Raw genomic sequence first — 22,655 nt, 5'->3', positions numbered from 1 at the left:
TCAGTCGATCAGTTGCTGTTCGCGTGCTTTCGCAACGGCGCTGGTGCGATTGTCCACTCCCAACTTGTCGAAAATATGCACCAAATGCGTCTTCACGGTGGCCTGGGAAATGAACAACTCCTGGGCAATCTCTTTGTTCGTGTGCCCGGTGGCAACAGCTTGAAGAATCTCAAGCTCACGGGCAGATAAGGACGTGCGCGGTTGCGTGAGCCTGCGGGTTAGGGCCACAGTCACTTGGTCCGACATGACGGGCTTGCCTTCGTTGACAGCGCGAACAGCACGCGCGAGTTCCTCGGGAGGAGCATCTTTCAACAGGTACCCCTGCGCGCCGGCGTTCATGGCGGCCACAATGAGGTTCTCCGTGTCGAACGTGGTGAGAATCAGCACCGGAGGGCCACCGATCTTTCTTAACTCAGCAGTGAGCTCCACCCCGTCCATCTGGGGCATTTGAATATCGCTCACCACGACATCGACCTGAGTGGACGCCAGAACCTCGAGCGCTTCGCGTCCCGTTCCGGCCTGTGCCACCACGTCAATGTCGTCGCCTGTGTTGAGAACCGCGCTCAGGCCCGCGCGCACAACCGGGTGGTCATCGACTAAGAGAACTCGGATCATGTTTTCTCCACGGGAATCACAATGTGAACCGAACAGCCTTCGCCCACGGCGGTTTCGACAGTCAGCTGACCCCGTACACTTGCTACCCTCTCAGTCAAAGCGCGCAAGCCGTAACCGTAGGCTCCTGCAAAGCCCACTCCGTTATCCACAACATCCAAGCTCACATGGGAATTCCAGTACGCCAAAGTCACCTTCGCACGCGTGCACCGTGAATGGAATGACACATTGGACAACAGGCTTTGCGTGGCACGGATCAGCGTCTGTTCCACCTCTGGTGTCAGAGGGTATGGCTCCCCGGTCGCTTCAAATGTGCAGTCGATTTCAGCGCCCACTGCGGCACTCGCCCGCTCAACTGCGTGACATTCGGCTCTCAGAGTGGGGTGTAAGTCCGAGGCGCCAAGAGGGGACCCGTGTAAGAACTCGCGGGCCTGTTGCAAGTTGTTTTGAGCGGTATCTTCGATGAGATGAAGGGTTTCACGCCCGGAAGTGTCCACGTGCGGTTCGAGTGAGCGACTCAATAGAAGGATCGAGGTGAAGCCCTGTGAGAGCGTGTCGTGGACATCCGCTGCGAGCTTCTCGCGCTCAGCAAGACGACCAGCCCGGTGCTGGCTCAAAGAAATCTGCGTTTGTGCACGTTGCAGTTTCTCGTACGCGTTGCCCATGGCTTCGGCCTCTTTGCGTAGCTCTTGGTACAAGATGCTCACAACGGTTGCGACACACGCCCCTATAGTAGGGCCCAACAAGTACCCGGTATTGAATACTCCGTGGCGATACGAGCTGGCCAGAATCGTGAACAACATGACCATGATCACTGGGGCTGCAACATACGGCCGATACGCGTGGAGGACAATAAAGAACAGGGGAAAGCTCACCCACGCGAAACTCATGGACGACAGCATGAGGCCTGCCCACAAAATGAGGATCGCCGCCAGCCACCACGACCTGAGCGGAATAGGGTTGAAACGCTCGGGGTGTTTGGAGTGCTGCATTTCGGCAACCGTGCCCACCAGGTACAGCCCCGCGAGCATCAACGTCAAAATGAGAATCATTATGAGCACGGCCGGGTGCTGATCAAATGTGACGATGAAGCGCACGACTCCAACACCCAGCATGACGGCAAATGCGACATGCAGGGTCACGCGCATAGCGCGCAGGATCTGCGGCAACTGACTGTGCGACACCTAGTTCTCCCAGTTGAGGCTACGTTCGACCGCCTCATTCCACCGGGCACGCAAATGCTCACGTGTACGCGAATCCATGTGAGGGATAAATTCGCGGTCTTTTCTCCACAACGACGCGACGTCCCCGTGCGAATACAAACCCGCTCCCACGCCAGCGGCGAAACTTGCCCCAACAGCAGTCGATTCGGTTTCCTTAGGGCGTACAACCGGAGCGTTGAGAACATCGGATTGGAACTGCAAGAACGCGTCGTTCACGCTCATCCCGCCGTCTACCCGGATCACTCCCAGATCCGTACCCACATCCGAAACCAAAGCGTCAACGACCTCGGCGGCCTGAAAAGCCGTTGAGTCCAAAGCCGCGCGGGCAATGTGGGCCGCGGTCGTAAAACCCGTCATGCCCACAATGGTTCCACGCGCATCCGGTCGCCACCGGGGCGCAAACAGCCCAGCGAACGCGGGAACAAAGAATACGCCACCAGAATCTTCCACGGAAGCAGCCAGCGTTTCGACCTGTTCAGACGTTGAAATGATTCCCAGGTTGTCGCGCAACCACTGAACCAAGGAACCGGCAACCGCAATTGAGCCCTCCAACGCGTAATGGAGAGGCCCGTCTGCGATCTGATACGCCACCGTGGAAACAAGGCCGTGGTTCGAACGCACAATTTCAGTGCCCGTATTGGTCAGCAAAAAACACCCAGTGCCAAACGTGACCTTGGTGTCGCCGGGATTGAAACACACCTGACCAAACGCGGCAGACTGCTGATCACCCAGAACACCGGTCACCGCAGTTCCGCTCAACAGCTGATTGGAACGCACCGTGCCCAGTTCGCCCACTGACGGGCAAATGCGGGGGAGAAGTTGTTCCGGAATCCCAGTGAGCTCCAACATATGCTGCGACCATTGGCCCGTACGAATGTCCATGAGCATGGTGCGCGACGCGTTCGTCACGTCAGTGACGTGCTCACCCGTGAGGTTAAACAAGAGCCACGCGTCGATCGTGCCGAACCGTAGCTCGCCTTTTTCGGCGCGTGCGCGGGCGCCCTCCACGTGGTCAAGAATCCACATGAGCTTAATGGCCGAAAAATACGTGTTGACGGGTAGGCCAGTGATCGTGGCGATGTCGTCAGCATTTTCGCTCAACCGCTCCACATACTCAGTTCCACGCGTGTCTTGCCACACGATCGCCGGGTAAATGGGCCGGCCCGTGGAGGCCTCCCACACGACTGTGGTTTCGCGTTGATTCGTCACTCCCACACACGCGATATCGGTGCCGGTGAGCTGGGCTTTACCCAGAGCAGAGCCGATCACTTGGCGACTTGTGCGCCAAATTTCCAGAGGGTCGTGTTCAACCCAACCGCCCCGCGGAAAGTGCTGTGTGAACTCTTGGGAGGACTGAGCAACAGTGCGGCCATCTTCAGTGAAGATGACCGCACGTGTTGACGTCGTTCCCTCATCGAGTGAAAGAACGTAACCCATCTTTAGGCGCGCTTAGGCAGGGCAGGGAAGTCGACTCCAGCCATGTCAGCCAAACAACGGACTACCTGGCACGAGTAGCCGTACTCGTTGTCGTACCACACGTAGACCACAACGCGGTCGCCGTCGACGATCGTCGCCAGACCGTCGACCACACCGGCACGCTTCGAACCCACGAAGTCGGTGGAAACGACCTCGGGAGAGTTGATGTAGTCAATCTGATTGCGCAGGCTCGAGTGCAACGAGGTGTTGCGCAGGAACGTGTTGAGTTCGTCAACCGTGGTTTCGCGCTCCAGGTTGAGGTTCAGAATCGCCATGGACACGTTAGGCGTGGGGACGCGAATCGCGTTACCCGAAAGCTTGCCCTTGAGTTCAGGGAGTGCCTTGGCAACGGCCTTAGCGGCACCGGTCTCGGTGAGCACCATGTTGAGTCCGGCAGCACGTCCACGGCGCGCACCCTTGTGGAAGTTGTCGATGAGGTTTTGGTCGTTGGTGAACGAGTGAACCGTCTCCACGTGACCGTTCTTGACACCGTATTCGTCGTTGATCACCTTAAGCACTGGGGTGATCGCGTTCGTGGTGCACGACGCAGCTGAAAGGATGGTGTCGCTGTCTTCGATAGCGGAGTTGTTGACACCGTACACAATGTTCTTGATGTCGCCCTTACCAGGAGCGGTGAGGATGACTTTGCCAACACCCTTGGACTTCAAGTGCTGGCCCAGACCCTCTTCGTCGCGCCAACGACCAGTGTTGTCCACAACAATGGCGTCCTTGATGCCGTACTGGGTGAAGTCGACAGAGGACGGGTCGGAGGAGTAGATGACCTGGATGAGGACACCGTTGGCTAGGATCGTGTTGTTTTCTTCGTCCACGGTAATGGAGCCGTCGAACTTGCCGTGAACGGAGTCGCGGCGCAGAAGCGAGGCACGCTTGATGATGTCGTTTTCACCGTTTTTGCGGACCACGATCGCGCGGAGGCGCATTCCGGTTCCACCGTTGCGGTCAATGAGAATACGCGCAACCAGACGACCAATACGTCCAAACCCGTAGAGCACAACGTCGCGTGGCTCTGGGGTTTCGGCTCCGTTGGTGACGTCGGAAAGTTCGTTCTTGAGGTATTCGCCGAGGTCGCCGCCGGCTTCGCGGTATCCGGCAGCCAGGCGACCCAGGTCAAGGCGGGCACCGGACAGGTTGAGTTTCTGGAGTTCGTTGACGATTGCGAGGGTTTCGTTGAGGTCCAGATCTTTTCCGTCAAAGTGGCGTGCGTAGCGGTGCGCCTTGACGATTCCGATTGTGGACTTGTTCAGCAGGGAACGTCCGTAGATAGTCAGCAGAACGTCGTTGTTACGGAACAGACGCCCAACGCCAGGCAGGATCTGTTCGGCAAGTTCGGACTTGGTGTTCCACTCTTGCAGTTTGGTGTTAGCCACTTCGCTCACAGCGACTCCTTCGTGTTTGTGTGCACGCTTTGTGCCGATTTATCTTGCTCGCAGGGTTGCTGCGCTTAAACCTTTTCTTGTGGTGTGTTTATTCACGACCCTCGTACCGTTTGAGGCCAAACAGTGTGAGGAAAATGAGTCCGACAGCAGTCAGCACTGCAAGCAATGAACTAGTGAGGTCGATGTCGTCGTCCTTCTGCTGAGCTTGCAGTGGTTTGCCTTGGGGAACCGTGTGGAAAACTCGGTCGTCGTGGCTGGTACCCATCCACGCGGCGACCATGAGCAGGATCCTGATGAACAGGTTCATGGACAGCATGATCGCAATAATGGGTCCAAAGAGTGCCGCTGTGGGCGAACCGGAGAAGATGCTGATGAGCACGGTTGCCAAGTTCAACAGGACGGTCAGGGCCAAAGCACCTGTCAAGGATCCGATCGCACGAGTGCGCATAGGGATCTTCTTGTCCGGGATCGTGGTGAAGATGAACATGAACAGCAACCAGTTCATGGCAACCGCAAGCGCAATCGTGAGGATATTAAACACGATCGCAAACCAGCCGGGGAGGTTCAGCCAGTTCGCGATTGCGCTTTGCAAACCGGTACCCAACACGGTTGCTGCCAGCGTGAGGAAAATGAGAACCAGAATTCCTAGAAGCGTGTACACATTGTTGATAGTGCGCGCAACAAACGGCTCTTTAGGAATGTTGTCCATGTCGTCGGTGAGCTGCGCCCGAATCGCGACCTTGAGATTCCCGATGAACCCCTGAGCGGTGAACAGGGCAGACAAGATACCCACGATTCCTACAGCTTCCCAGTTGTCCAGGAAGTTCTGAAGCATGGAGACGAGTTTGTCTTGACCAGGAGCCGTTTCGGTAATCCAGTCGTTGACAACCCCCACCCATTCGGGTTTGAGCACGTCCAGTGTGAAGCCCAGGATTGCGAACGCAAACATGAGGATGGGGATGATCGCAAGAACGAGGAAGTAGGTGATCGCTGCGCCAAATTGGTTCCCCAGCCTGGCGCCGAATCGCGCGACCGTGTCCTTGAGGTGAACGACAAACGGCTTGTTGAGCAGTTTCTGCGAACGCGCTTGAGCCGACGAACGCTTAGTCAGAAGAGCTACGTGTGACATTCAATCCTCGTCAGATTTCCAGAGCGTTAAAGTCTGTGGGGCCTTCGCCCTGATCGTAGATATCTTTGGGGCTGCCCACCAGCAAGTGGTCGGGGCGACGTGCGACGCGACGGTCCTTGTTCGGATAGTCGAACTGTGCGAGTACGTGGCGCATCGCTTCCAGCCGAGCGCGTTTCTTGTCGTTGGACTTCACCACGGTCCACGGTGCCTGAGCCGTGTCCGTATAGAAGAACATTGCCTCTTTGGCTTCTGTGTATGCGTCCCACTTGTCCAAGCTCGCCAGGTCAGTGGGGGAGAGTTTCCACTGCTTGACAGGGTCGGTTGAACGGGACGTGAAGCGGTGGAGCTGTTCTTCGCGTCCAACTGAGAACCAGAACTTGATGATCTTGATTCCCGAGTTCACCAGCATGGTTTCGAACTGTGGGCACGAGCGGGTGAAGTCGAGGTATTCAGCTGGCGTGCAGTAGCCCATCACGCGTTCGACACCGGCGCGGTTGTACCACGAACGGTCGAACATGACGATTTCGCCCGCAGCTGGCAAGTGCTGGACGTAACGCTGGAAGTACCACTGGGTCTGTTCGCGTTCCGTGGGCTTTTCTAGGGCTACGACGCGGGCGCCACGTGGGTTGAGGTGTTCGGTGAAGCGCTTGATGGCGCCACCTTTACCTGCTGCGTCACGTCCTTCGAAGATGATGACGACACGTTCGCCGGTTTCCTTGATCCACGTCTGAAGCTTGAGAAGCTCGATCTGAAGTTTGCGTTTTTCGCGTTCATACGCCGGCCGCGCCATTTTAGTGCGGTACGGGTACCCCTTCTTCCAGGCCTTGGATTTTGATTTGGTTCCTGAAACCTGCCTCTGGAGGGAACGCAGAGAGTCAATTTCGTTGGCGAAGTCAGGAATGCCGTCAGGGGTCAGCTCAAACTTAGGTGTTTCCTCAGCTGATTCGCTCTGAGATGCGTCAGCCTTCTTGGAATCAACCTGATTGGCGTCGGCCTCGACACCGTCGTCTACGTTGTGTGGGGCAGTTGTTTCGGTGTCGTTTGTGGGCGTGTTTTCACTCATACCTTTAAGTCTATATTTTGAAGTACCCAGGTGCCACAAGTGGTGGGACCAGAGCCCGCATGAAAGCTAGTATCACGCGTTCTCTGGGCCGTAAATGTCGTCAATGTAGGAGCTGAAGTCCTTGTTGACAATGTGGCGTTTCACGGACTGCTTTGCTGAAAGGTAGCCATTTTGTTCCGTGAGTTGAGCGGGAACAATCCGGTATTCGCGGATCGACTCAGCACGTGAAACCCTGCGGTTGGCCACTTCGATTGCCCGCGAGACAGATTCGTTGATCTTTTCATTGCCGGGTACGTCTTCGAGTGATAGGGCAGGCAGGCCACGGTTTTCCAACCAGGCCGGAAGCATCTCCATGTCCGGGAAGATCAGAACCGAGACGAACTTCTTACCTTCACCAATCACGACTGCTTGGCCAATGACCGGGTGGCGTCGCAGCTCATCTTCAAACGGGGCAGGAGCAACGTTCTTGCCACCAGCAGTAATAATGAGTTCCTTTTTGCGTCCGGTGACACTGACATATCCGTCTTCGTCAAGCGTTCCAAAGTCACCCGTGCAGAACCATCCGTCGACAAAAGCGTCTTGGGTAGCTTGCGGGTCGTTGAGGTATTCCTTAAAAACGCTGACACCTTTGGCAAGAATCTCGCCATCAGGTGCCACTGCAACCGTGTTTCCAGGCAGTGGCACGCCCACGGTTCCAATCTTGGACTTACCGGGAGTGTTTACGGCGATTGGGGCGGTGGTTTCTGTCAGTCCGTACCCTTCGAGAATGTCCACGCCGATTCCCTTGAAGAAGTGTCCCAAGCGGAAGCCCAGCGGGCCACCGCCGGACACGGCGTGCGTTGCCTGTCCACCCAGAACTGCGCGGAGCTTGGAGTACACCAAAACGTCGAAGAGTTTGTGCTTGGCTTTGAGCCATGGGGATACCTTGCCTTCGCTCAAAGCAACGGAATATTGCACTGCGACGGCTTCAGCCGCCCGGAAAATGGGTGCCTTCTTCTCAGCCTCAGCTTTTTGCAGTGCGGAGTTGAAGACCTTTTCAAAGACGCGCGGGACACCCAGAATAAACGTAGGACGAAACGCTCCCAGAGCCTCCGTGAGTTTCGTCAGATCCGATTCGTGTGCCAGCGTGACACCGTGAAGAATGCTCATCACTTCAATGAAACGGGCGAACACGTGCGCGGTGGGAATGAACAGGAGACACCGGGCGCCAGGAGTGACAACCTGGTTGATCTGTACGGCGGCGCTGGCTGCGGTGTCAACGAAGTTCGCGTGGGTGAGAACGCATCCGCGTGAGCGGCCCGTTGTTCCCGAGGTGTAAATGATGGTCGCGTCGTCAGACTTCTTGCGTGAGGAGCGGGCGGCCTCGACGACCTCGGCGGTCACATCCCGGCCAGCGACGACAAGCGAACGGCGACCGTCCTCATCCCACACGCTGATGTCCAAAGTTTCTTCGATCCCACCTGCTTTAGCAGCCTGAGCCACGCGGTCACTGTGGTCCTGGGACTGTGCGACAACAAATTTCAGGCCGGTGTCCTTGAGGATCCACGCCAGCTGGTCTTCACTCGACGTGTCGTAGAACGGAACTGACACGCCACCAGCGAACCAAATGGCGAAGTCGTAGGTAGTCCACTCGTAACTGGTGGCCCCAAAAATCCCCACGCGGTCACCAGGCTTGATGCCCCGGGCAATAAGACCCTTGGCCACTTCAACAACTTCGCGGTGGAATTGCTGCGCAGAAATTGCGACTTCGCGGTCGTTTTCCAAAAGAGACAGCATGTGCGCGTGTGGATCTGATGTGACCCTGGCTACAAACACGTCGGTGATGGTGTCGCTTTCTGGCAGGTCAAAAGTTAAAGGCGTGGAAGATGAACTCATCGTTGCGGACATCGAAGCTCCCTATTGTATATGCGACATCATCGGCGTGGATATTCAAGTACCTATCCTACGGGGTAGAGGGGTATTTTCTAAGCCGTACGTTACTGATGAGTGAAAGAGTTACGTTGGCAGGCGTGAGATAGCCTAAAGTGGCTGTACGTAGGTCATGCCACTTCAGGCTCGCCACGCAAGGCGCAGTCTTAGAAACCCGAAAGGACGCCAATGAGTAACGCTCCCGAGCAGCCCACCTATCGCTACGATGCGCAGCTGGCGGGAGACATTGAACTCAAATGGCAAGACCGGTGGGAAGAAGACGGCACTTTCGCCTCCTCCAACCCGGTAGGTGACTTGGCCGGTGACAACCGCAATTTGGGCGCACCCATGTACCTCATGGACATGTTCCCGTACCCGTCCGGGAAGGGTCTCCACGTAGGACACCCGCTGGGGTACTTGGCAACTGATGTGTATGCCAGGTACCAACGCATGTTGGGCCGTAACGTGATGCACGCGCTGGGATATGACGCGTTTGGTCTGCCAGCTGAACAGTACGCGGTGCAGACGGGCCAGCACCCACGCATCACCACCAATCAAAACATCGACAACATGCGCAGGCAGTTGCGACGCTTGGGTCTGGGGCACGACCCTCGCCGTTCGTTTGCGACAACCGATCCCGAGTTCGTGAAGTGGACGCAGTGGATCTTCGCCACGATTTTCGACGCGTGGTATGACGCTGACGCAGCCAAGGCGCGCCCCATCGGCGAACTGATTGAGCAGTTCGAAACCGGTGCACGTGACACCGGACGGGGTGCGTGGGCTGAGCTGAGCCCACGTGAACGCGAAGAAGTTTTGCAGGACTACCGGTTGGCGTATGTGAGCGAATCGCCAGTGAACTGGTGCCCCGGACTGGGCACAGTGCTCGCGAACGAAGAAGTGACAGCAGAAGGTCGTTCTGAGCGCGGTAACTTCCCGGTCTACACGCGCAAACTCAAGCAGTGGAACATGCGCATTACTGCGTACGCCGACCGTTTGGACGCGGACCTGGACACAGTGGAGTGGCCCGAGGCGGTCAAACACATGCAGCGCAATTGGATTGGGAAATCTGTGGGTGCGTTGGTGCGTTTCACTGGTCATAACGTCCCCAAGCTCGAGGTGTACACCACACGTGCCGACACGCTGTTTGGAGCGACATTTGCGGTTCTTTCTCCAGAACACCCGCTGGTCGATGAGTTTGTGACTGCTGCGTGGCCAGAAGATGTGAACCCAGCGTGGACCCAAGGGGCGGCGACCCCCGCCGAGGCGGTCGCCGAGTACCAGCGTGCCGCGGCAGCGAAGACTCCGGCCGAGCGTCAGGAAGACAAAAACAAAACGGGTGTGTTCACGGGAAGCTACGTGAAGAACCCTGCAACCGGACAAGATATGCCCGTGTTTGTGGCCGACTACGTGCTCATGGGGTACGGAACCGGTGCGGTCATGGGTGTTCCGGCTGAAGATAGCCGCGACTGGGACTTTGCGAAAGCGTTTGGTCTGCCCTATATCCGCACGGTTGAACCGCCTGCGGATCACGATGAAGACCAGCCGTACTTGGGTGAAGGCCAGAAGATCAATTCGGCGAACGAACACATTGACGTCAACGCTGTGGAAGTCGATGAGGCTAAGAACCGCGTGGTTGAGTGGCTGGCTGAGCAGGGGCTCGCACAGGAGACCACGCAGTACCGCTTGCGTGACTGGCTGTTTAGCCGCCAGCGCTACTGGGGTGAACCGTTCCCTATCGTCTACGACGAAGAAGGCACACCCCACTTGGTTCCAGAAGACCAGTTGCCCGTTGACCTTCCTGAACTCGAGGACTTCAGCCCCAAGACCTTTGAGCCAGACGACGTGGAATCTGAACCAGAACCACCTCTGGGACGTAACCACGACTGGGTCACGGTTGAACTGGACCTGGGCGACGGGCTGAAAACCTACACCCGTGAGACCAACACCATGCCGAACTGGGCAGGATCGTCGTGGTATCAGTTGCGCTACGCGGATCCGCACAACAGCAACGCACTCGTGGATCCAGAGAACGAAAAATACTGGTTGGGCCCACGGGACGACAAGAAGCCCGGCGGCGCGGACCTCTACATCGGCGGTGTTGAGCACGCGGTCCTGCACCTGCTGTACGCCCGCTTCTGGCACAAAGTCCTTTACGACCTCGGGCACATTTCCAGCTTTGAACCGTTCTACAAGCTCATCAACCAGGGGTACATCCAGGCGTACGCATTTACCGATGCGCGCGGCGTGTACGTCCCAGCCAATGAGGTTGAAGAGAAAGAGGACGGCACCTTCTGGTACCAGGGCGAACAGGTGTCGCGTGAGTACGGGAAGATGGGTAAGTCGCTTAAAAACATGGTGACACCCGATGAGATGTACGAAGAGTACGGCGCCGACACTTTCCGGGTGTACGAAATGTCGATGGGGCCACTCGAAGTGTCGCGTGCATGGGAGACCCGCGCGGTCGTGGGTGCCCAGCGGTTCCTGCAGCGTGTGTGGCGTCTGGTGGTGGACGAAGATTCCGGTGAACTCAAGGTCACGGACCAACCAGCTGACGAAGACACCTTGCGCGTTTTGCACTCCACAATTGCGGGTGTGCGGGACGACATGGACAACTTCCGGTTCAACACGGTCGTTGCCAAGCTCATCGTGCTCACCAACCACCTCACCAAGGTGGGGGTTTCGCCACGTGAGGTCATTGAGCCGCTCGTCGTCATGCTCGCGCCTTTGGCGCCGCACATCGCGGAAGAGCTGTGGAGCAAGCTGGGCCATGAGGGCACCATCACGTATGAAGCCTTCCCCGAGGTGGACGAGCGTTATCTGGTTGAAGAAACCGTCACGTGCGTTGTGCAGGTGAAGGGCAAGGTTCGCGACCGACTGGAAGTGTCCCCTGACATTTCGGACGATGAGCTCGAAAAGCTGGCGCTGGCCTCTAAGGGTGCCCAGCGCAGCTTGGATGGCGCCGAAGTGCGCAAGGTGATCGTGCGCGCGCCCAAGCTCGTGAATATTGTGCCCATGTAGTGAGGGTGTGGCGAAAGTCACGCGTAATCTTCGTTACGAACTGCCGTATTCGTGACGTTTACGATCGGGTAAACGTTTACTGTGTAATGCATGAATGTTTCACCCGAAGAGATTCGATTGGCTTTGGGCGTCAGCCCCAGCATCGATCCCCGAGGAGCGATTCAGCGTCGCGTCCAGTTCCTGGTCGATTACTGTTTGACCACCGGCACAAGAGGTTTTGTGCTGGGAATTTCCGGAGGGCAAGATTCCACTCTTGCCGGCAAACTGTGCCAACTGGCTGTTGAAGAACTGCGCAGGCGCGATTATGACGCGACGTTCGTCGCGATGCGTCTGCCGTATCGGCTTCAGCAAGACGAACAGGACGCACAAGACGCACTCGATTTCATCGAGCCCGACCGCGTGGTGACATTCAATATCGGGGAAGCCACGGACGAAGTGTCCAAAGAGTTCACTACGGCGATGGGGCATGAGACCTCGGACTTCAACCGGGGCAACGTCAAGGCCAGAATGCGGATGATCGCGCAGTATGCGGTCGCTGGTGATCTGGGACTGTTGGTTGTTGGAACCGATCACGCTGCCGAGGCCGTTACCGGTTTCTACACGAAGTTCGGTGACGGGGGTGCCGACGTCACACCTCTTGCGGGTCTGACAAAACGTCAGGGGCGGGAAATGCTCCAAGAGCTGGACTGCCCGGAACACCTGTACCTCAAGGTGCCCACCGCTGACCTTCTGGACGACGAACCGGCCCAAACGGATGAAAGCGCTCTGGGCCTGACGTATGACGACATTGACGACTACCTCGAAGGAAAACCTGTCACAGACGACACCGCGTTTTCGATCGAGGACAAGTATCGTCGCAGCCACCACAAGCGCGTGATGCCCGTGACTCCCGCCGACACGTGGTGGATTCGCTGCTAGAAGCGCTACTAGCTTCTAGAACGCCACTACAGGCGTGAGCCGGTCGCAAGACCCAGCCACACGCTCAGCACGCATGCCAGGAGCGTCCCTCCCACATAGAGGACGCCGTGAACCGGGCGTTTGCGGAGCGTAAGTTCTAACCACCCCACCATGAGCGTTGAAAACGTGGTGAAGGCACCACAGAATCCGGTTGTGCACACGTTGAACACCGGAAACTCCACGGTGGCGCCCGTAAGTACCCCAGTGAAGAAACTTCCCACCACATTGATGAGGAACACGGCAACTGGCCACGACGCATTTAACCACCGGGTCAAGGCCGTATCGCACGCCCACCGGCACACGGCCCCTACCCCGCCAGCTAGCACGACCGCGATCAGCATAACGACCTCGGCGATGGGCGGACAGCTGAACCAATGAGCCACCCACTGATGGCGGCACAGACACCAGTCACCAGCGACACCAGGGTGAGGGTGAGTCCACCAAAGCTGGACTGTACGGTCATGAGGGCGAGCGTGGACTGTGTGGTGAGCGCCCCGCATATTCCAGCACCAACGAACAGCTTCACGGGCGCGGCCCACGGCGTTCGCGCATCCAACAGAAGCCCGGAAAGAAAAGCCAGAATGAGCGTTCCCACGGTGTTGACCGTGATGAGGCCCGCCGTTTCACCAAGCTGGAAAACCGCGACACGGCCCCAGGTGCCTAGTGCACCACCGGCAAACACCAGAAGAGGTGGGAGAAGACGCGACACTACGAGTCGAGTGAGTTTTCGAAGACGACACGTTCAAAGGTAGCGCGTGCCGTGACAAAACTGTTTGCCAGGTTCTCACCGTGGTTCTGGGCGCGGCTGAATTCATGCCAGCCACCTTCACGCGTGTCACCAGGTTTGACCACCAGCTCGTTGGCGTTCTGGTCGTCAGGTGTCATCTCTTGTTTGACCCAGTCGCGTAGAGCAGTCCCTGTGCGGAAGAGATCCATAAAGGCGTAGTGAGCGTCGCGGTTGATAAATGATTCGTGCTCACTTTGCGACAGGAAGGTCTCGAGGGCGCGCAGTGACTCTTGGCTGAGTGAAGCGACCTGCGACACGCGCAGTTCCTGTACAAGCCCAGTGTCCTGGGGGAACAGGGACCGAATCCGGGTTGCGTGTTCAGCATCAGGGTTCTGGGGTTCGTCCTCAACCTGAGTGAGCTGCACACGGTTGGACTGCTCATACGCTTGAGTCAGCTCATTGCCGAGTCTGTCGATGCGGGCCTGTGTGGAAGACCATTCGTAGGCCAGTCCCACGACGCCCAGTGCGGTGATGGCAGCCGAGATCAGACCAATGATCCACGCCACCGAATGTAACGGGGGGATCAGGAACAGGATAAGAGCAAGGACGGCGACTGCAAGGATAAGAGTCGCTGCCCATGAATTCACTAAAAAGTCTCCAAAACGCCTCACGGCTGAAAGTCTAGCGAAAACAGTGTGCGAGATTGTGGACTTCTATACTGATCTGAGGAACGAGCCTCATCAGACATCTAGCCTACGGAACGGAAAAACTTTAATGAGCACAATATCGGTAGTCGGGTGCGGGTACTTGGGTGCTGTTCACGCGGCAGCCATGGCGTCGGTTGGACACACGGTGATCGGTGTTGATGTAGACGAAAACAAGGTGCGTGCACTGTCGAATTTTGACGCGCCATTCTTTGAACCGGGCCTGCCTGAGCTTCTCAAAAAGGGACAGGAGTCAGGAAACCTCACGTTCACGACCGACATTGAACAAGCCAAGGACGCAACGGTCCACTTCGTGTGCGTGGGAACCCCGCAACGTCAAGGCGAATTCGCAGCTGACATGACATATGTCGAGGCGGCGTTTGAATCGGTGGCCACTATTCTCAAGCCCGGTGATGTGGTGGTGGGGAAGTCAACCGTTCCCGTGGGAACAGCCGCACGTATGGAACCTACTGTGACCGAACACGGTGCGGTTTTGGCATGGAATCCCGAATTCTTGCGCGAAGGGCACGCAGTTGATGACACTTTGACCCCTAACCGCATTATTTACGGGGTGCCGGAGGGCGAAGCTGGTGAGAAGGCTACCGCTGCTCTTGACGAGGTGTACGCGCACAACCTCGAAACTGACACGCCACGCCTCATCATGGACTACGCAACTGCTGAGCTGGTGAAAACCGCAGCCAACTCGTTCCTTGCGACCAAGATTTCTTTTATCAACGCCATGGCGGAACTGTGTGAAGCCGCCGGCGCTGATGTTACGGTCCTTGCCGATGCCATTGGGATGGACGACCGGATCGGTCGTAAGTTCCTCAACGCGGGTCTGGGCTTTGGAGGCGGGTGCCTGCCTAAAGACATTCGAGCCTTTATGGCTCGTGCCGGCGAACTGGGTGCTGACCAAGCCGTTGCGTTCTTGCGGGAGATCGACTCGATCAACATGCGCCGTCGCGTCCGCATGGTCGACTTGGCACGTGAGCAGGTCCACGGTTCCTTCATCGGGAAGAAAATTGCCGTTCTCGGAGCAGCGTTCAAGCCGTACAGCGACGATGTGCGCGATTCGCCGGCTTTGGCTGTAGCAGGTCTGATTTCGCTACAGGGCGGTTCAGTCGTTGTGACCGACCCACAGGCGATTGAGAACGCGCGGAAGATGTTTGGGCAGCTCACGTATGCGGAAACGGCAGAAGAAGCCCTGCACGATGCCGACGTGGTGCTCCTACTGACCGAATGGCGCGAATACCGTGACCTTGACCCTGTTGAGGTGGGGAAACTGGTGAAGAGCCGGGCCATTGTCGACGGGCGCAATGTTCTAGACCCATTGCAGTGGCGTGAAGCTGGCTGGTCGTACCGCGCTTTGGGTCGCCCGTGACGCGCGGGATTATTGTCGATTCCACTGCTCGCTTAACACAACAGGACATTGAGGAGCTTTCGGCTCACTGCGTTGTGCGAACGGTGGACTTGACGGTTCGTGTGGGGGAAGAAGACCGGCCCGACTCAGACTGGACTCCCCAAGAAGTGTGTGACGGGCTCAGAAACGGGCAACGCGTTTCCACGTCAATGCCTGAGCCTCACGCTTTCACGCAAGCACTCGAAGAGCTTACATCGGCCGGGGTTGACGATGTTCTGATTCTCACCCTGTCTGGGGCGCTGTCGGGAACAGCGGAGTCCGCCCGTGCTGCGGCCGCGTCGAGCCCTATCCCCGCCGAGGTGGTTGATTCCCTCACGCTGTCGGCAGGTTTGTTGGGGGCTGTGCGGGTGGCGGCACACACCTCGGGCGTGGTACTTGGGGCCGCTGCCAAGGAGGTTGAGCAGTGGTGCCAGGGGAACACCCGGGTGGCGTTTATCCCCGAGTCTTTGGACTGGTTGCGTGCCGGAGGGCGGATTGGGGCAGCGTCAGCGTTGCTTGGGAAGACGCTGTCGATCGTTCCTGTTTTGGGCCTGTCCGATGGGCGTGTGGTGGCGCGTACCAAGGTGCGGACGCGCAGCAAGGCCGTGGCGAAACTGGCAGACTTTGTGAAGGACTCGTGTGAGCTTTTAAGTGGCCATGGGCCTGTGGATATCGTGGTGGTCCACTCAGAGCAAGACATCGACAGTGCCAATGTGGCCGCCCGGGACCTGGTTGATGCCGTCGCCGAGGTGGTCGACAGTCTGGGTGCGAAAGTACAGGCCCGCCTGGAAACACGGGTGGCGTCAACAGTGGTGACCGGGCATGTTGGGCCGGGCACTGTGGGGGTTTTTGTACAGTCACGCCCCGGTGGATAATTCGGCCGTGTAGAAGGCACGCGCTGTGTGGATGATGAACTGGTTTCCACAGAGGCGTTTGTGCGCGATGCGTCAAGTGAGTGGCGTTCATAGGGTGAGGCCATGTCAGCTTCACCAGATGATCGTTTTGCCGGCCTAGTAGGCGCGTCGCATCAGGGGTGGAAACCCGAAGACGACCTTGATGACTTGGTGCCGGGGAACCGGCCCGTGCCCGCGCGCGTGATCATTGTGGCGGTTGCCGTGGTCGTCGTTCTTGCGGTTGTTGGGCTCATCATTTTTACCGCCCTTAAACAGTCACCCGACTCTGGGGGAGAAGCTGCTGGGGCCACTGAGCCTGGGCCACCGGTTGCATCAGAGGTGGGATCAGAGGTGGGGCCACCTGCGAACTCACCTGCCAGCGAGGTGACTGTTCACGTTGCTGGCGAGGTGAAGAACCCGGGAGTCATGACTCTGCCGGCAGGTTCCCGTGTCACGGATGCGGTCCAGGCCGCAGGAGGAATGACGCACAACGCTGACCCGTCTGCGCTCAACCTGGCACAGCCACTTAACGACGGTGAACAGATCAAAGTTCCCAAGGTGGGGGAGCCCGAGGTGTCGAGCGGTGCGTCTGGCTCATCTGACGGGGCTTCAAGCGGTGCGTCAGGCGCTGGCAAAATCAACGTCAATACCGCTTCCGAAAAGGAACTGCAGGAGTTGCCAGGAGTGGGGCCTGCAACCTCGGAAGCGATCATCAAACACCGGGAAGAGAACGGCAGATTCGAAAGTATTGAACAGCTCGAGGACGTGCCAGGAATCGGGCCTGCGATCCTTGAACGCCTCACCCCGCTTGTCACGGTGTGATGAGGCGCGTCATTCTGAAGTTCCCGGCCACAGTCCGGCTCGTGGTGGCAGCCACTGCCGCGTGGACGTGCGCGGTTTTTGCGCCTCCTTTGTGGGTAGCCGGTCTGTGCGCAATGGGCGCGAGTGTCGCGGCAATTGGGTGTACCGTGTACGCGCAACGCGGCGAGCGTTCCAGTGCCCCATTCCGAACGACCCTGCGCGCGCTGATATTCGTTTTGCTTTTCGCGTGCGGGGCAAGCGGCATCGTGGTGGCCAGTGTGCACGCTCGCAACCCACCCGGAAACATCCGTGGAGAATTCACTGTCATCACCGACCCCACACAACTCGAAGCCGGCATACACGTCGCCCAGGTTGCCGGGCGAACCGGAGTGCTCAGCGCATTCAGCAGGAAAGAACTGCCTGCAGCGGGTACGCGCATCTACCTAGACACCCACGGCACGCGCGACGGACCTCAAACCAAAGCCTTTATCGACACTTGGCACGTCACTGGAACCCCCAACGCGGCCTGGCGCGTCCGGGCTTCCCTCCGCGCCCATTTGCGCGCCACCTCGGGACACAGCCACGCAGGCGCCAGGCTGCTTCCCGGCCTCGTTGTGGGGGACACCTCGGGACTGGATGCCACCTCGGAGACCAACATGAAAGCCATGTCGCTCACCCACATCACGGCGGTCTCTGGCTCCAACATCTCTTTAGTGGCACTCACCGTGCTCAGCCTGATGCGCCTTGCCACCAACCGACGCCTCATCACGGTAGGCGCGGCGGTTGCAGTGACAGCCGGCTACGTGTTCGTCGTGGGGCCCGACCCGTCCGTCATCCGGGCCGCCGGCATGGGGCTTTTAGGCGCAATCGTGCTGGTTCGCGGGACCGGACGCGCCGGCATCTCCATCATCGCAAGCACCGTTGTCGTCCTGCTGGTGATGCGACCAGAACTCGCAGTATCCGCAGGCTTCATCCTCTCAGTCGCAGCCACCACGGCACTCATGGTGATGGGCGACCCCGTAACGCGCCTCGGAACGCGCCTAGGGTTGCCCAGATTCCTCGCACAAGCGCTCGCAATTCCGCTTACCGCTCAAATCGGAGTGTTCCCCGTAACAGTCGCTTTGGGGAACCCGCCGAGCGCGTGGGCCGTGCTGGCCAACGCAGTGTGCGCCCCTGTAATCGCGCCAGCGACACTCGCTGGCATGCTCGTTCTGTGCACGCAAATGATTCCGTTTGTGAGCGGGGCGATCGCGTGGTTCGGCGCAGTGTGTTCGTGGTGGATACCGGCAGTCGCGCAGTTCGCCGTCACCCTCCCGGGAGCACACAGCGCATGGCCCACCGGCCCCACCGGAATCGTTCTAGCCACGTGTGTGAGTCTGTTGAGCGCTGTGGCGGTGATACTGCGCTCGCGTGTGTGCGTCGCGCTGGCCGCCCTGGCATTGCTGCTGGGAAGCTGCGTCCCACTGATTGCGACCCCTCGCTACACGGACTGGGTTGCCGCCGTATGTGATGTGGGGCAGGGGAGCGCAACCGTGATTAAAACAGGGCCGTCCTCGGCACTCGTTATTGACACGGGTGCCTATGACGACAAGATAGACGCCTGCCTCCGTAGCCTGAACGTCACCCACGTAGACCTGGCGCTGTCCCACCTGGATAAAGATCATGTGGGAGCCATAGAAGGAGTGTCCCGAGGTCGCACCCTGGGAACCGTGTATGTGTCACCTGCCGACGCAGGAGGGGCAGAGTTGAGAGCCTTGCGCTTACCTGGAATCCCCACCACAGTAGAACAAGGTCAGGTGTTCCAACACGGGCAGACGACGTGGTCAGTCCTGTGGCCCGGGGCCACGCGCAAGCCCGGCTCCAACGCCACCTCACTGGTCATTCGAGCGGAAGTCGCAACCACCTCGGGCACGGTCTCCTTACTAATTCCCGGGGACGTGGGCAAGGACGAACAGCGCGTGCTTGCCCGCGACATCGAACCTGCCGACATCCTGCTGGCACCCCACCACGGGTCACGCGACCTAGACGAAAAGTTCTTCCGCGCAGTGAAGCCACGTGTGGGGGCGGTATCCGTAGGGCCCAACACATACGGACACCCCACCGGGCACGCACTCAGGGCTTTTGGGCCCATTCCCGTATTGCGTACGGATCAGTGCGGAACACTCGTCCTTGACGAAGAAGGGAACTTTACCGGGAGTGAATGTCAGGCACGGCTGTGACGCGTACGGGCGGTGTGACTCCCCGTGACTCGGTAGGGTAGGAGCGTGGCGAAAAAGAACCTGGTGAGCTGGCTTAAAGCGAAACCCACACCCCTTGCCGTGGTGTCGGGGTCAGAAGCTGTTTTAGTGCGAAAAACGCTGGAACGTATCAGCGCCAAAGTGGATCCGGATGTTGAGCGGGTGCGCTTGGACGCGTCGCACTACGAGCCCGGATCACTCCTGCAAGCGTGCATGGCCAGCTTGTTCTCAGCTCAGAAGTACGTAGTTGTGGACTCACTTGAGTCGATGAGTGACGACTTCCTTGCCGACGCTCTGTCATATGTAGGCGATGCCAACCCCGACGCCGTGGTGGTCTTTCTTCACGGGGGTGGTAACCGTGGCGCGAAGCTCTTGAAAGCGCTCGCCGCGCAAGGTGCGCCCACGTATGACGCGACACCACTGAAAACCGATGCTCAAAAAAGCGATTTTGCTACCGGGGAATTTAAACGCGCCGGCCGTTCAATTGAACCCGATGCCTTCGCCTCACTCATGTCGGCACTGTCTGCGGATGTGAGTGAGCTGGCGGCCGGAATCGAACAGCTGCTCTCTGACACGCAAGGCACGATTGACCGAGCCACCGTGGAAAAGTACTACGCGGGGCGAATCGAAGCGTCTGGCTTCAAGGTCGCCGATGCGGCGATTGCGGGGAAACGCGCAGAGGCGTTGAGCCTGTTGCGGCACGCTCTGGAAACTGGAACTGATCCAGTGCCTTTGGTGGCCACGATTGCTATGAAACTGCGCCAGTTAGCAAAGGTTGGCGGGATGCGTGGAAGTGCAGGTCAACTGGCCGGAGAACTCAAGATGGCTCCGTGGCAGATCGACAAGGCCAGGCGGGAACTCCGGTACTGGAGCCCAGAAGCATTGGGGGATGCGATCATGCTCACCGCCTGGGCCGATCACGCGGTCAAAGGTGGGGGACGCGATCCCGAATACGCAGTCGAACGACTCATCCTGGGTGTAGCGGAATACGCAAACCAAAAATAATTTCCGGAAAGCACTTGCCAATGTGGAAAGTAGTAGATATTGTGAAACTACATTCCACAACAGCCTGATGGCTGGTTTGCACAAGGAGAATCCCCATGGCACATGTAAACCCGGAAAACGTTAGCCCAGAACAAGCGCGTGAAGCCCTCAACGTTGCGGACGGCGCGCGCAAATCATTCGACTCCGCCAATAACCTGCCATTAGCGGGACTGCTCATTTCTACTGGATCAACAGCAACCACGATTCCACTTTTGGTGGCCGTGAGTGAAGAATTCCCTGTCGTTGGTTTCGTCTTCGCGATGGCTCTCATGGTCCCAGGGTTCACGGTGTACACACTCGCCCGCTCGTGGTCCAAGACAGACTCGCCCATTTTCTTCTCGGTTTTAGGTGGCCAGCTGCTGGGGTTCATGGCGGGAGTCATCGGTTGGGGTGCGGGCGCACCTCCGGTCGTCTTGTATGCCGGAGCTGCAGTTTCGCTGGTTGCAACAACAGTGGGAATGCTGATGCTGATGAATCGGGGTAAGTAATGACGACGCACGCACTTGAACAGTTATCGCCTCTGCTGTCCAACCCCACCCGCCTAGCTTTGGTCGCAGGCCTAGACGGTTGCGTGAAGTCGGACTTCCAAACGATCAAGCAACAGCTGTCCGTCACCGACTCCACCCTGTCAAAACATATCGCCGTGCTTGAGAAAGAGGGGTTGGTGGACGTGAAGAAGGGGTTCGTCGGCAAGAAAACAAAGACCACTCTGTCGCTGAGTAAAAAGGGTCGCGAGGTGTTTGAAGCTCACATGCAGGGGCTCAAAGAGATTGCGCGAATGTCATTTGCCGAAGAAGAGTAAGGCAAGGGTAGACGGATGCTATCCAAACACAAATGTGGCCCGGTGAAAACCGGGCCACATTTGTGTCTGTACTGAGAAGGTAGCTCTTAGAGAGCGTTGACCTTCTGAGCCAGCTTCGACTTGCGGTTAGCAGCGTTCCGCTTGTGCAGGACACCCTTGGAAACTGCCTTGTCCAGCTTGCGAGTAGCAGCAGCGAAAGCGGCCTGTGCTTCTTCAGCGTTGCCGGCTTCGATCTGTTCGCGGACCTTGCGGATCGCGGACTTCACTTCCGAACGCACTGCTACGTTGCGCAAACGAGCCTTTTCGTTGGTGCGGTTGCGCTTGATCTGAGACTTAATGTTTGCCAATTCAACACTCTTCTGTCGAAACGTTCATGGTCGTGAGGGCTCTTGAACCGGATTGAAAACTGCGGGGAAACACAGAGTTCACTAACGGATCAAGCGTGCGAACACCCGACCTGGGCGAGACACACGCCCTGGTGAACACACAGCGTAAAACTTTACACCATTTACTGCACGGCATCAACGACGCGCGAAAACATGCTCATGGGCATAATGGCGCCTTCGCGCCTGACATCGCGGGCGTCGATGCGAATGACGCGGTCGAGCCGAATTTCAGATGGTCGCTTCTGCTTGTCCCAATCGCCAGTGCCCACGTTGATGTAGCGACTTCCGTGTTCGGATTCACGTACTTCACCAACTCCACCGGGAACATTGTCTTTGCTGGTGAGCATAAGTCCCAGAAGCCATTTGTTGTCCCGCCCAATAATGAGCACTGGGCGGTCTTTGCCTTGCGTGGGGTCTTCTTCAAAGGGCACCCACCCCCACACGATTTCACCTGGGTCCGCATCACCGTCGAGGTCGGGGGAGTAGAGAGGCTTGATGGGGCCCGTGTAGTCGCCGGGGTATCCGCCGTCGGGCTTCTTTGGAAAGCGTTGCTTGGGGCGGTCGCGCTGTGCCTTGCGGCTCGCGGTGTAGTCGCCGCTTTTTCGGCCCGAGGTGGGTTCCGGCTTGCGCTCTTTAGCCGGCGACTGGTCCTGTTTGGGGGGATCGGACTTTTGGCCCAGGAGGTCGGTGAGGAGATCGGCATTCTTGGGGTCGCTCAGTTGCCGAGCTGCAAACCTGATGCCTGACCGAATGCTTGACTGCACGTGTCGTCGAGCGAATGACTTGAAGTCCATGTCTTTAAGCGTACTAGGCCACCGGTTTCTTCGCAGTTGGTGGGCATGAGACAATGAGGAATTGGTCCACTTTCGTCAGGTGGAT

21 protein-coding genes are annotated in these 22,655 nt (G+C 58.1%); 9 read left to right on the top strand and 12 right to left on the bottom strand.

Translation table 11 applies throughout. The features are described from left to right. The 7 genes from QP868_RS03630 to QP868_RS03600 all read right to left on the bottom strand — a co-directional run bounded on the left by QP868_RS03630 (window position 1) and on the right by QP868_RS03600 (window position 8,787). Window positions 1–615, bottom strand: a complete 615-nt coding sequence (locus tag QP868_RS03630) for a response regulator (protein WP_284925271.1) — start codon at window positions 613–615, stop codon at window positions 1–3. Beyond that, a complete protein-coding gene (locus QP868_RS03625) occupies window positions 612–1,796 on the bottom strand; it encodes a sensor histidine kinase (protein ID WP_284925270.1) in 1,185 nt (394 codons plus the stop codon). The genes QP868_RS03630 and QP868_RS03625 overlap by 4 nt, the downstream gene beginning before the upstream one ends. Beyond that, window positions 1,797–3,272: a glycerol kinase GlpK gene (gene glpK, locus QP868_RS03620; protein ID WP_284925269.1), complete on the bottom strand. Its 1,476-nt coding sequence runs from the start codon at window positions 3,270–3,272 to the stop codon at window positions 1,797–1,799. 2 nt (window positions 3,273–3,274) lie between these two features. Next, window positions 3,275–4,708, bottom strand: coding sequence for a glyceraldehyde-3-phosphate dehydrogenase (locus tag QP868_RS03615; protein ID WP_284925268.1), 1,434 nt, complete (start codon window positions 4,706–4,708; stop codon window positions 3,275–3,277). 88 nt (window positions 4,709–4,796) lie between these two features. Then, entirely contained in the window at window positions 4,797–5,837 is a 1,041-nt protein-coding gene (locus QP868_RS03610; RefSeq protein ID WP_284925267.1) for a YhjD/YihY/BrkB family envelope integrity protein, read from the bottom strand. Window positions 5,838–5,847: 10 nt separating this feature from the next. After that, window positions 5,848–6,900, bottom strand: a complete 1,053-nt coding sequence (ppk2, locus tag QP868_RS03605; RefSeq protein ID WP_284925266.1) for a polyphosphate kinase 2 — start codon at window positions 6,898–6,900, stop codon at window positions 5,848–5,850. A 72-nt stretch (window positions 6,901–6,972) separates the two neighbouring features. Next, window positions 6,973–8,787: an AMP-dependent synthetase/ligase gene (locus QP868_RS03600; RefSeq protein ID WP_284925265.1), complete on the bottom strand. Its 1,815-nt coding sequence runs from the start codon at window positions 8,785–8,787 to the stop codon at window positions 6,973–6,975. A gap of 210 nt (window positions 8,788–8,997) precedes the next feature. On the opposite strand from QP868_RS03600, the gene leuS reads away from it, so the two are divergent. Together leuS and nadE are read left to right on the top strand one after the other, a co-directional pair. Beyond that, window positions 8,998–11,826 (top strand): leucine--tRNA ligase, encoded by a 2,829-nt coding sequence (gene leuS / locus QP868_RS03595; RefSeq protein WP_284925264.1) that lies wholly within the window; start codon window positions 8,998–9,000, stop codon window positions 11,824–11,826. A 90-nt stretch (window positions 11,827–11,916) separates the two neighbouring features. Further along, window positions 11,917–12,744 (top strand): ammonia-dependent NAD(+) synthetase, encoded by an 828-nt coding sequence (gene nadE / locus QP868_RS03590; protein WP_284925263.1) that lies wholly within the window; start codon window positions 11,917–11,919, stop codon window positions 12,742–12,744. A 26-nt stretch (window positions 12,745–12,770) separates the two neighbouring features. Here the strand turns inward: nadE and QP868_RS03585 are convergent, their stop codons facing one another. The 3 genes from QP868_RS03585 to QP868_RS03575 are packed head-to-tail and all read right to left on the bottom strand — an operon-like array spanning window position 12,771 to window position 14,181. Continuing rightward, window positions 12,771–13,124 (bottom strand): fluoride efflux transporter FluC, encoded by a 354-nt coding sequence (locus QP868_RS03585; protein ID WP_284925262.1) that lies wholly within the window; start codon window positions 13,122–13,124, stop codon window positions 12,771–12,773. Then, window positions 13,118–13,492, bottom strand: coding sequence for a fluoride efflux transporter FluC (locus QP868_RS03580; protein ID WP_284925261.1), 375 nt, complete (start codon window positions 13,490–13,492; stop codon window positions 13,118–13,120). Before QP868_RS03580 ends, QP868_RS03585 begins: the two co-directional genes overlap by 7 nt. Continuing rightward, complete coding sequence (locus QP868_RS03575; RefSeq protein WP_284925260.1) at window positions 13,492–14,181, bottom strand: hypothetical protein; 690 nt, start codon at window positions 14,179–14,181, stop codon at window positions 13,492–13,494. Before QP868_RS03575 ends, QP868_RS03580 begins: the two co-directional genes overlap by 1 nt. 103 nt (window positions 14,182–14,284) lie before the next feature. Here QP868_RS03575 and QP868_RS03570 point away from each other — a divergent pair, with 103 nt between their 5' ends. The 7 genes from QP868_RS03570 (at window position 14,285) to QP868_RS03540 (ending at window position 21,390) form a co-directional block, all read left to right on the top strand. Continuing rightward, window positions 14,285–15,595 carry a UDP-glucose dehydrogenase family protein gene (locus QP868_RS03570; protein WP_284925259.1) on the top strand — a complete coding sequence of 437 codons (1,311 nt, stop codon included), beginning with the start codon at window positions 14,285–14,287 and terminating at the stop codon, window positions 15,593–15,595. Continuing rightward, on the top strand, window positions 15,592–16,488 hold the full coding sequence (locus QP868_RS03565; RefSeq protein WP_284925258.1) for a DegV family protein: 897 nt from the start codon (window positions 15,592–15,594) through the stop codon (window positions 16,486–16,488). Before QP868_RS03570 ends, QP868_RS03565 begins: the two co-directional genes overlap by 4 nt. 102 nt (window positions 16,489–16,590) lie before the next feature. Next, on the top strand, window positions 16,591–17,328 hold the full coding sequence (locus QP868_RS03560) for a helix-hairpin-helix domain-containing protein (protein WP_284925257.1): 738 nt from the start codon (window positions 16,591–16,593) through the stop codon (window positions 17,326–17,328). Further along, window positions 17,328–19,526, top strand: a complete 2,199-nt coding sequence (locus QP868_RS03555; protein WP_284925256.1) for a ComEC/Rec2 family competence protein — start codon at window positions 17,328–17,330, stop codon at window positions 19,524–19,526. Before QP868_RS03560 ends, QP868_RS03555 begins: the two co-directional genes overlap by 1 nt. Window positions 19,527–19,571: 45 nt before the next feature. Then, the gene (holA, locus tag QP868_RS03550; RefSeq protein WP_284925255.1) at window positions 19,572–20,549 is read left to right on the top strand and encodes a DNA polymerase III subunit delta; all 978 of its coding nucleotides are present in this window, start codon (window positions 19,572–19,574) and stop codon (window positions 20,547–20,549) included. Between the two features lie 95 nt (window positions 20,550–20,644). Then, window positions 20,645–21,076, top strand: coding sequence for a hypothetical protein (locus QP868_RS03545; RefSeq protein ID WP_284925254.1), 432 nt, complete (start codon window positions 20,645–20,647; stop codon window positions 21,074–21,076). Further along, window positions 21,076–21,390 carry a transcriptional regulator gene (locus tag QP868_RS03540; RefSeq protein ID WP_284925253.1) on the top strand — a complete coding sequence of 105 codons (315 nt, stop codon included), beginning with the start codon at window positions 21,076–21,078 and terminating at the stop codon, window positions 21,388–21,390. Before QP868_RS03545 ends, QP868_RS03540 begins: the two co-directional genes overlap by 1 nt. 86 nt (window positions 21,391–21,476) lie before the next feature. Here QP868_RS03540 and rpsT read toward each other — a convergent pair whose 3' ends face one another. Together rpsT and QP868_RS03530 are read right to left on the bottom strand one after the other, a co-directional pair. Continuing rightward, window positions 21,477–21,737 carry a 30S ribosomal protein S20 gene (gene rpsT, locus QP868_RS03535; RefSeq protein ID WP_102238159.1) on the bottom strand — a complete coding sequence of 87 codons (261 nt, stop codon included), beginning with the start codon at window positions 21,735–21,737 and terminating at the stop codon, window positions 21,477–21,479. Window positions 21,738–21,898: 161 nt separating this feature from the next. Beyond that, window positions 21,899–22,570 carry a type II toxin-antitoxin system PemK/MazF family toxin gene (locus QP868_RS03530; protein WP_284925252.1) on the bottom strand — a complete coding sequence of 224 codons (672 nt, stop codon included), beginning with the start codon at window positions 22,568–22,570 and terminating at the stop codon, window positions 21,899–21,901. Window positions 22,571–22,655: the final 85 nt, after the last annotated feature.

This window comes from Brevibacterium sp. UMB1308A, from assembly GCF_030230605.1.
Classification (GTDB): Bacteria; Actinomycetota; Actinomycetes; order Actinomycetales; family Brevibacteriaceae; genus Brevibacterium.
The sequence above is the reverse complement of the archived record's forward strand: the minus strand, read 5'-3'. Positions and strand labels throughout refer to the sequence as shown.

Coding starts and splice junctions, on each gene's coding strand:
- QP868_RS03600 (WP_284925265.1), bottom strand. CDS start 8,787: ATGTCCGCAACGATGAGTTCATCTTCCACGCCTTTAACTTTTGACCTG.
- QP868_RS03555 (WP_284925256.1), top strand. CDS start 17,328: ATGAGGCGCGTCATTCTGAAGTTCCCGGCCACAGTCCGGCTCGTGGTG.
- glpK (WP_284925269.1), bottom strand. CDS start 3,272: ATGGGTTACGTTCTTTCACTCGATGAGGGAACGACGTCAACACGTGCG.
- QP868_RS03545 (WP_284925254.1), top strand. CDS start 20,645: ATGGCACATGTAAACCCGGAAAACGTTAGCCCAGAACAAGCGCGTGAA.
- QP868_RS03540 (WP_284925253.1), top strand. CDS start 21,076: ATGACGACGCACGCACTTGAACAGTTATCGCCTCTGCTGTCCAACCCC.
- nadE (WP_284925263.1), top strand. CDS start 11,917: ATGAATGTTTCACCCGAAGAGATTCGATTGGCTTTGGGCGTCAGCCCC.
- QP868_RS03630 (WP_284925271.1), bottom strand. CDS start 615: ATGATCCGAGTTCTCTTAGTCGATGACCACCCGGTTGTGCGCGCGGGC.
- QP868_RS03610 (WP_284925267.1), bottom strand. CDS start 5,837: ATGTCACACGTAGCTCTTCTGACTAAGCGTTCGTCGGCTCAAGCGCGT.
- QP868_RS03570 (WP_284925259.1), top strand. CDS start 14,285: ATGAGCACAATATCGGTAGTCGGGTGCGGGTACTTGGGTGCTGTTCAC.
- QP868_RS03530 (WP_284925252.1), bottom strand. CDS start 22,570: ATGGACTTCAAGTCATTCGCTCGACGACACGTGCAGTCAAGCATTCGG.
- leuS (WP_284925264.1), top strand. CDS start 8,998: ATGAGTAACGCTCCCGAGCAGCCCACCTATCGCTACGATGCGCAGCTG.
- QP868_RS03585 (WP_284925262.1), bottom strand. CDS start 13,124: ATGCTGATCGCGGTCGTGCTAGCTGGCGGGGTAGGGGCCGTGTGCCGG.
- ppk2 (WP_284925266.1), bottom strand. CDS start 6,900: ATGAGTGAAAACACGCCCACAAACGACACCGAAACAACTGCCCCACAC.
- QP868_RS03560 (WP_284925257.1), top strand. CDS start 16,591: ATGTCAGCTTCACCAGATGATCGTTTTGCCGGCCTAGTAGGCGCGTCG.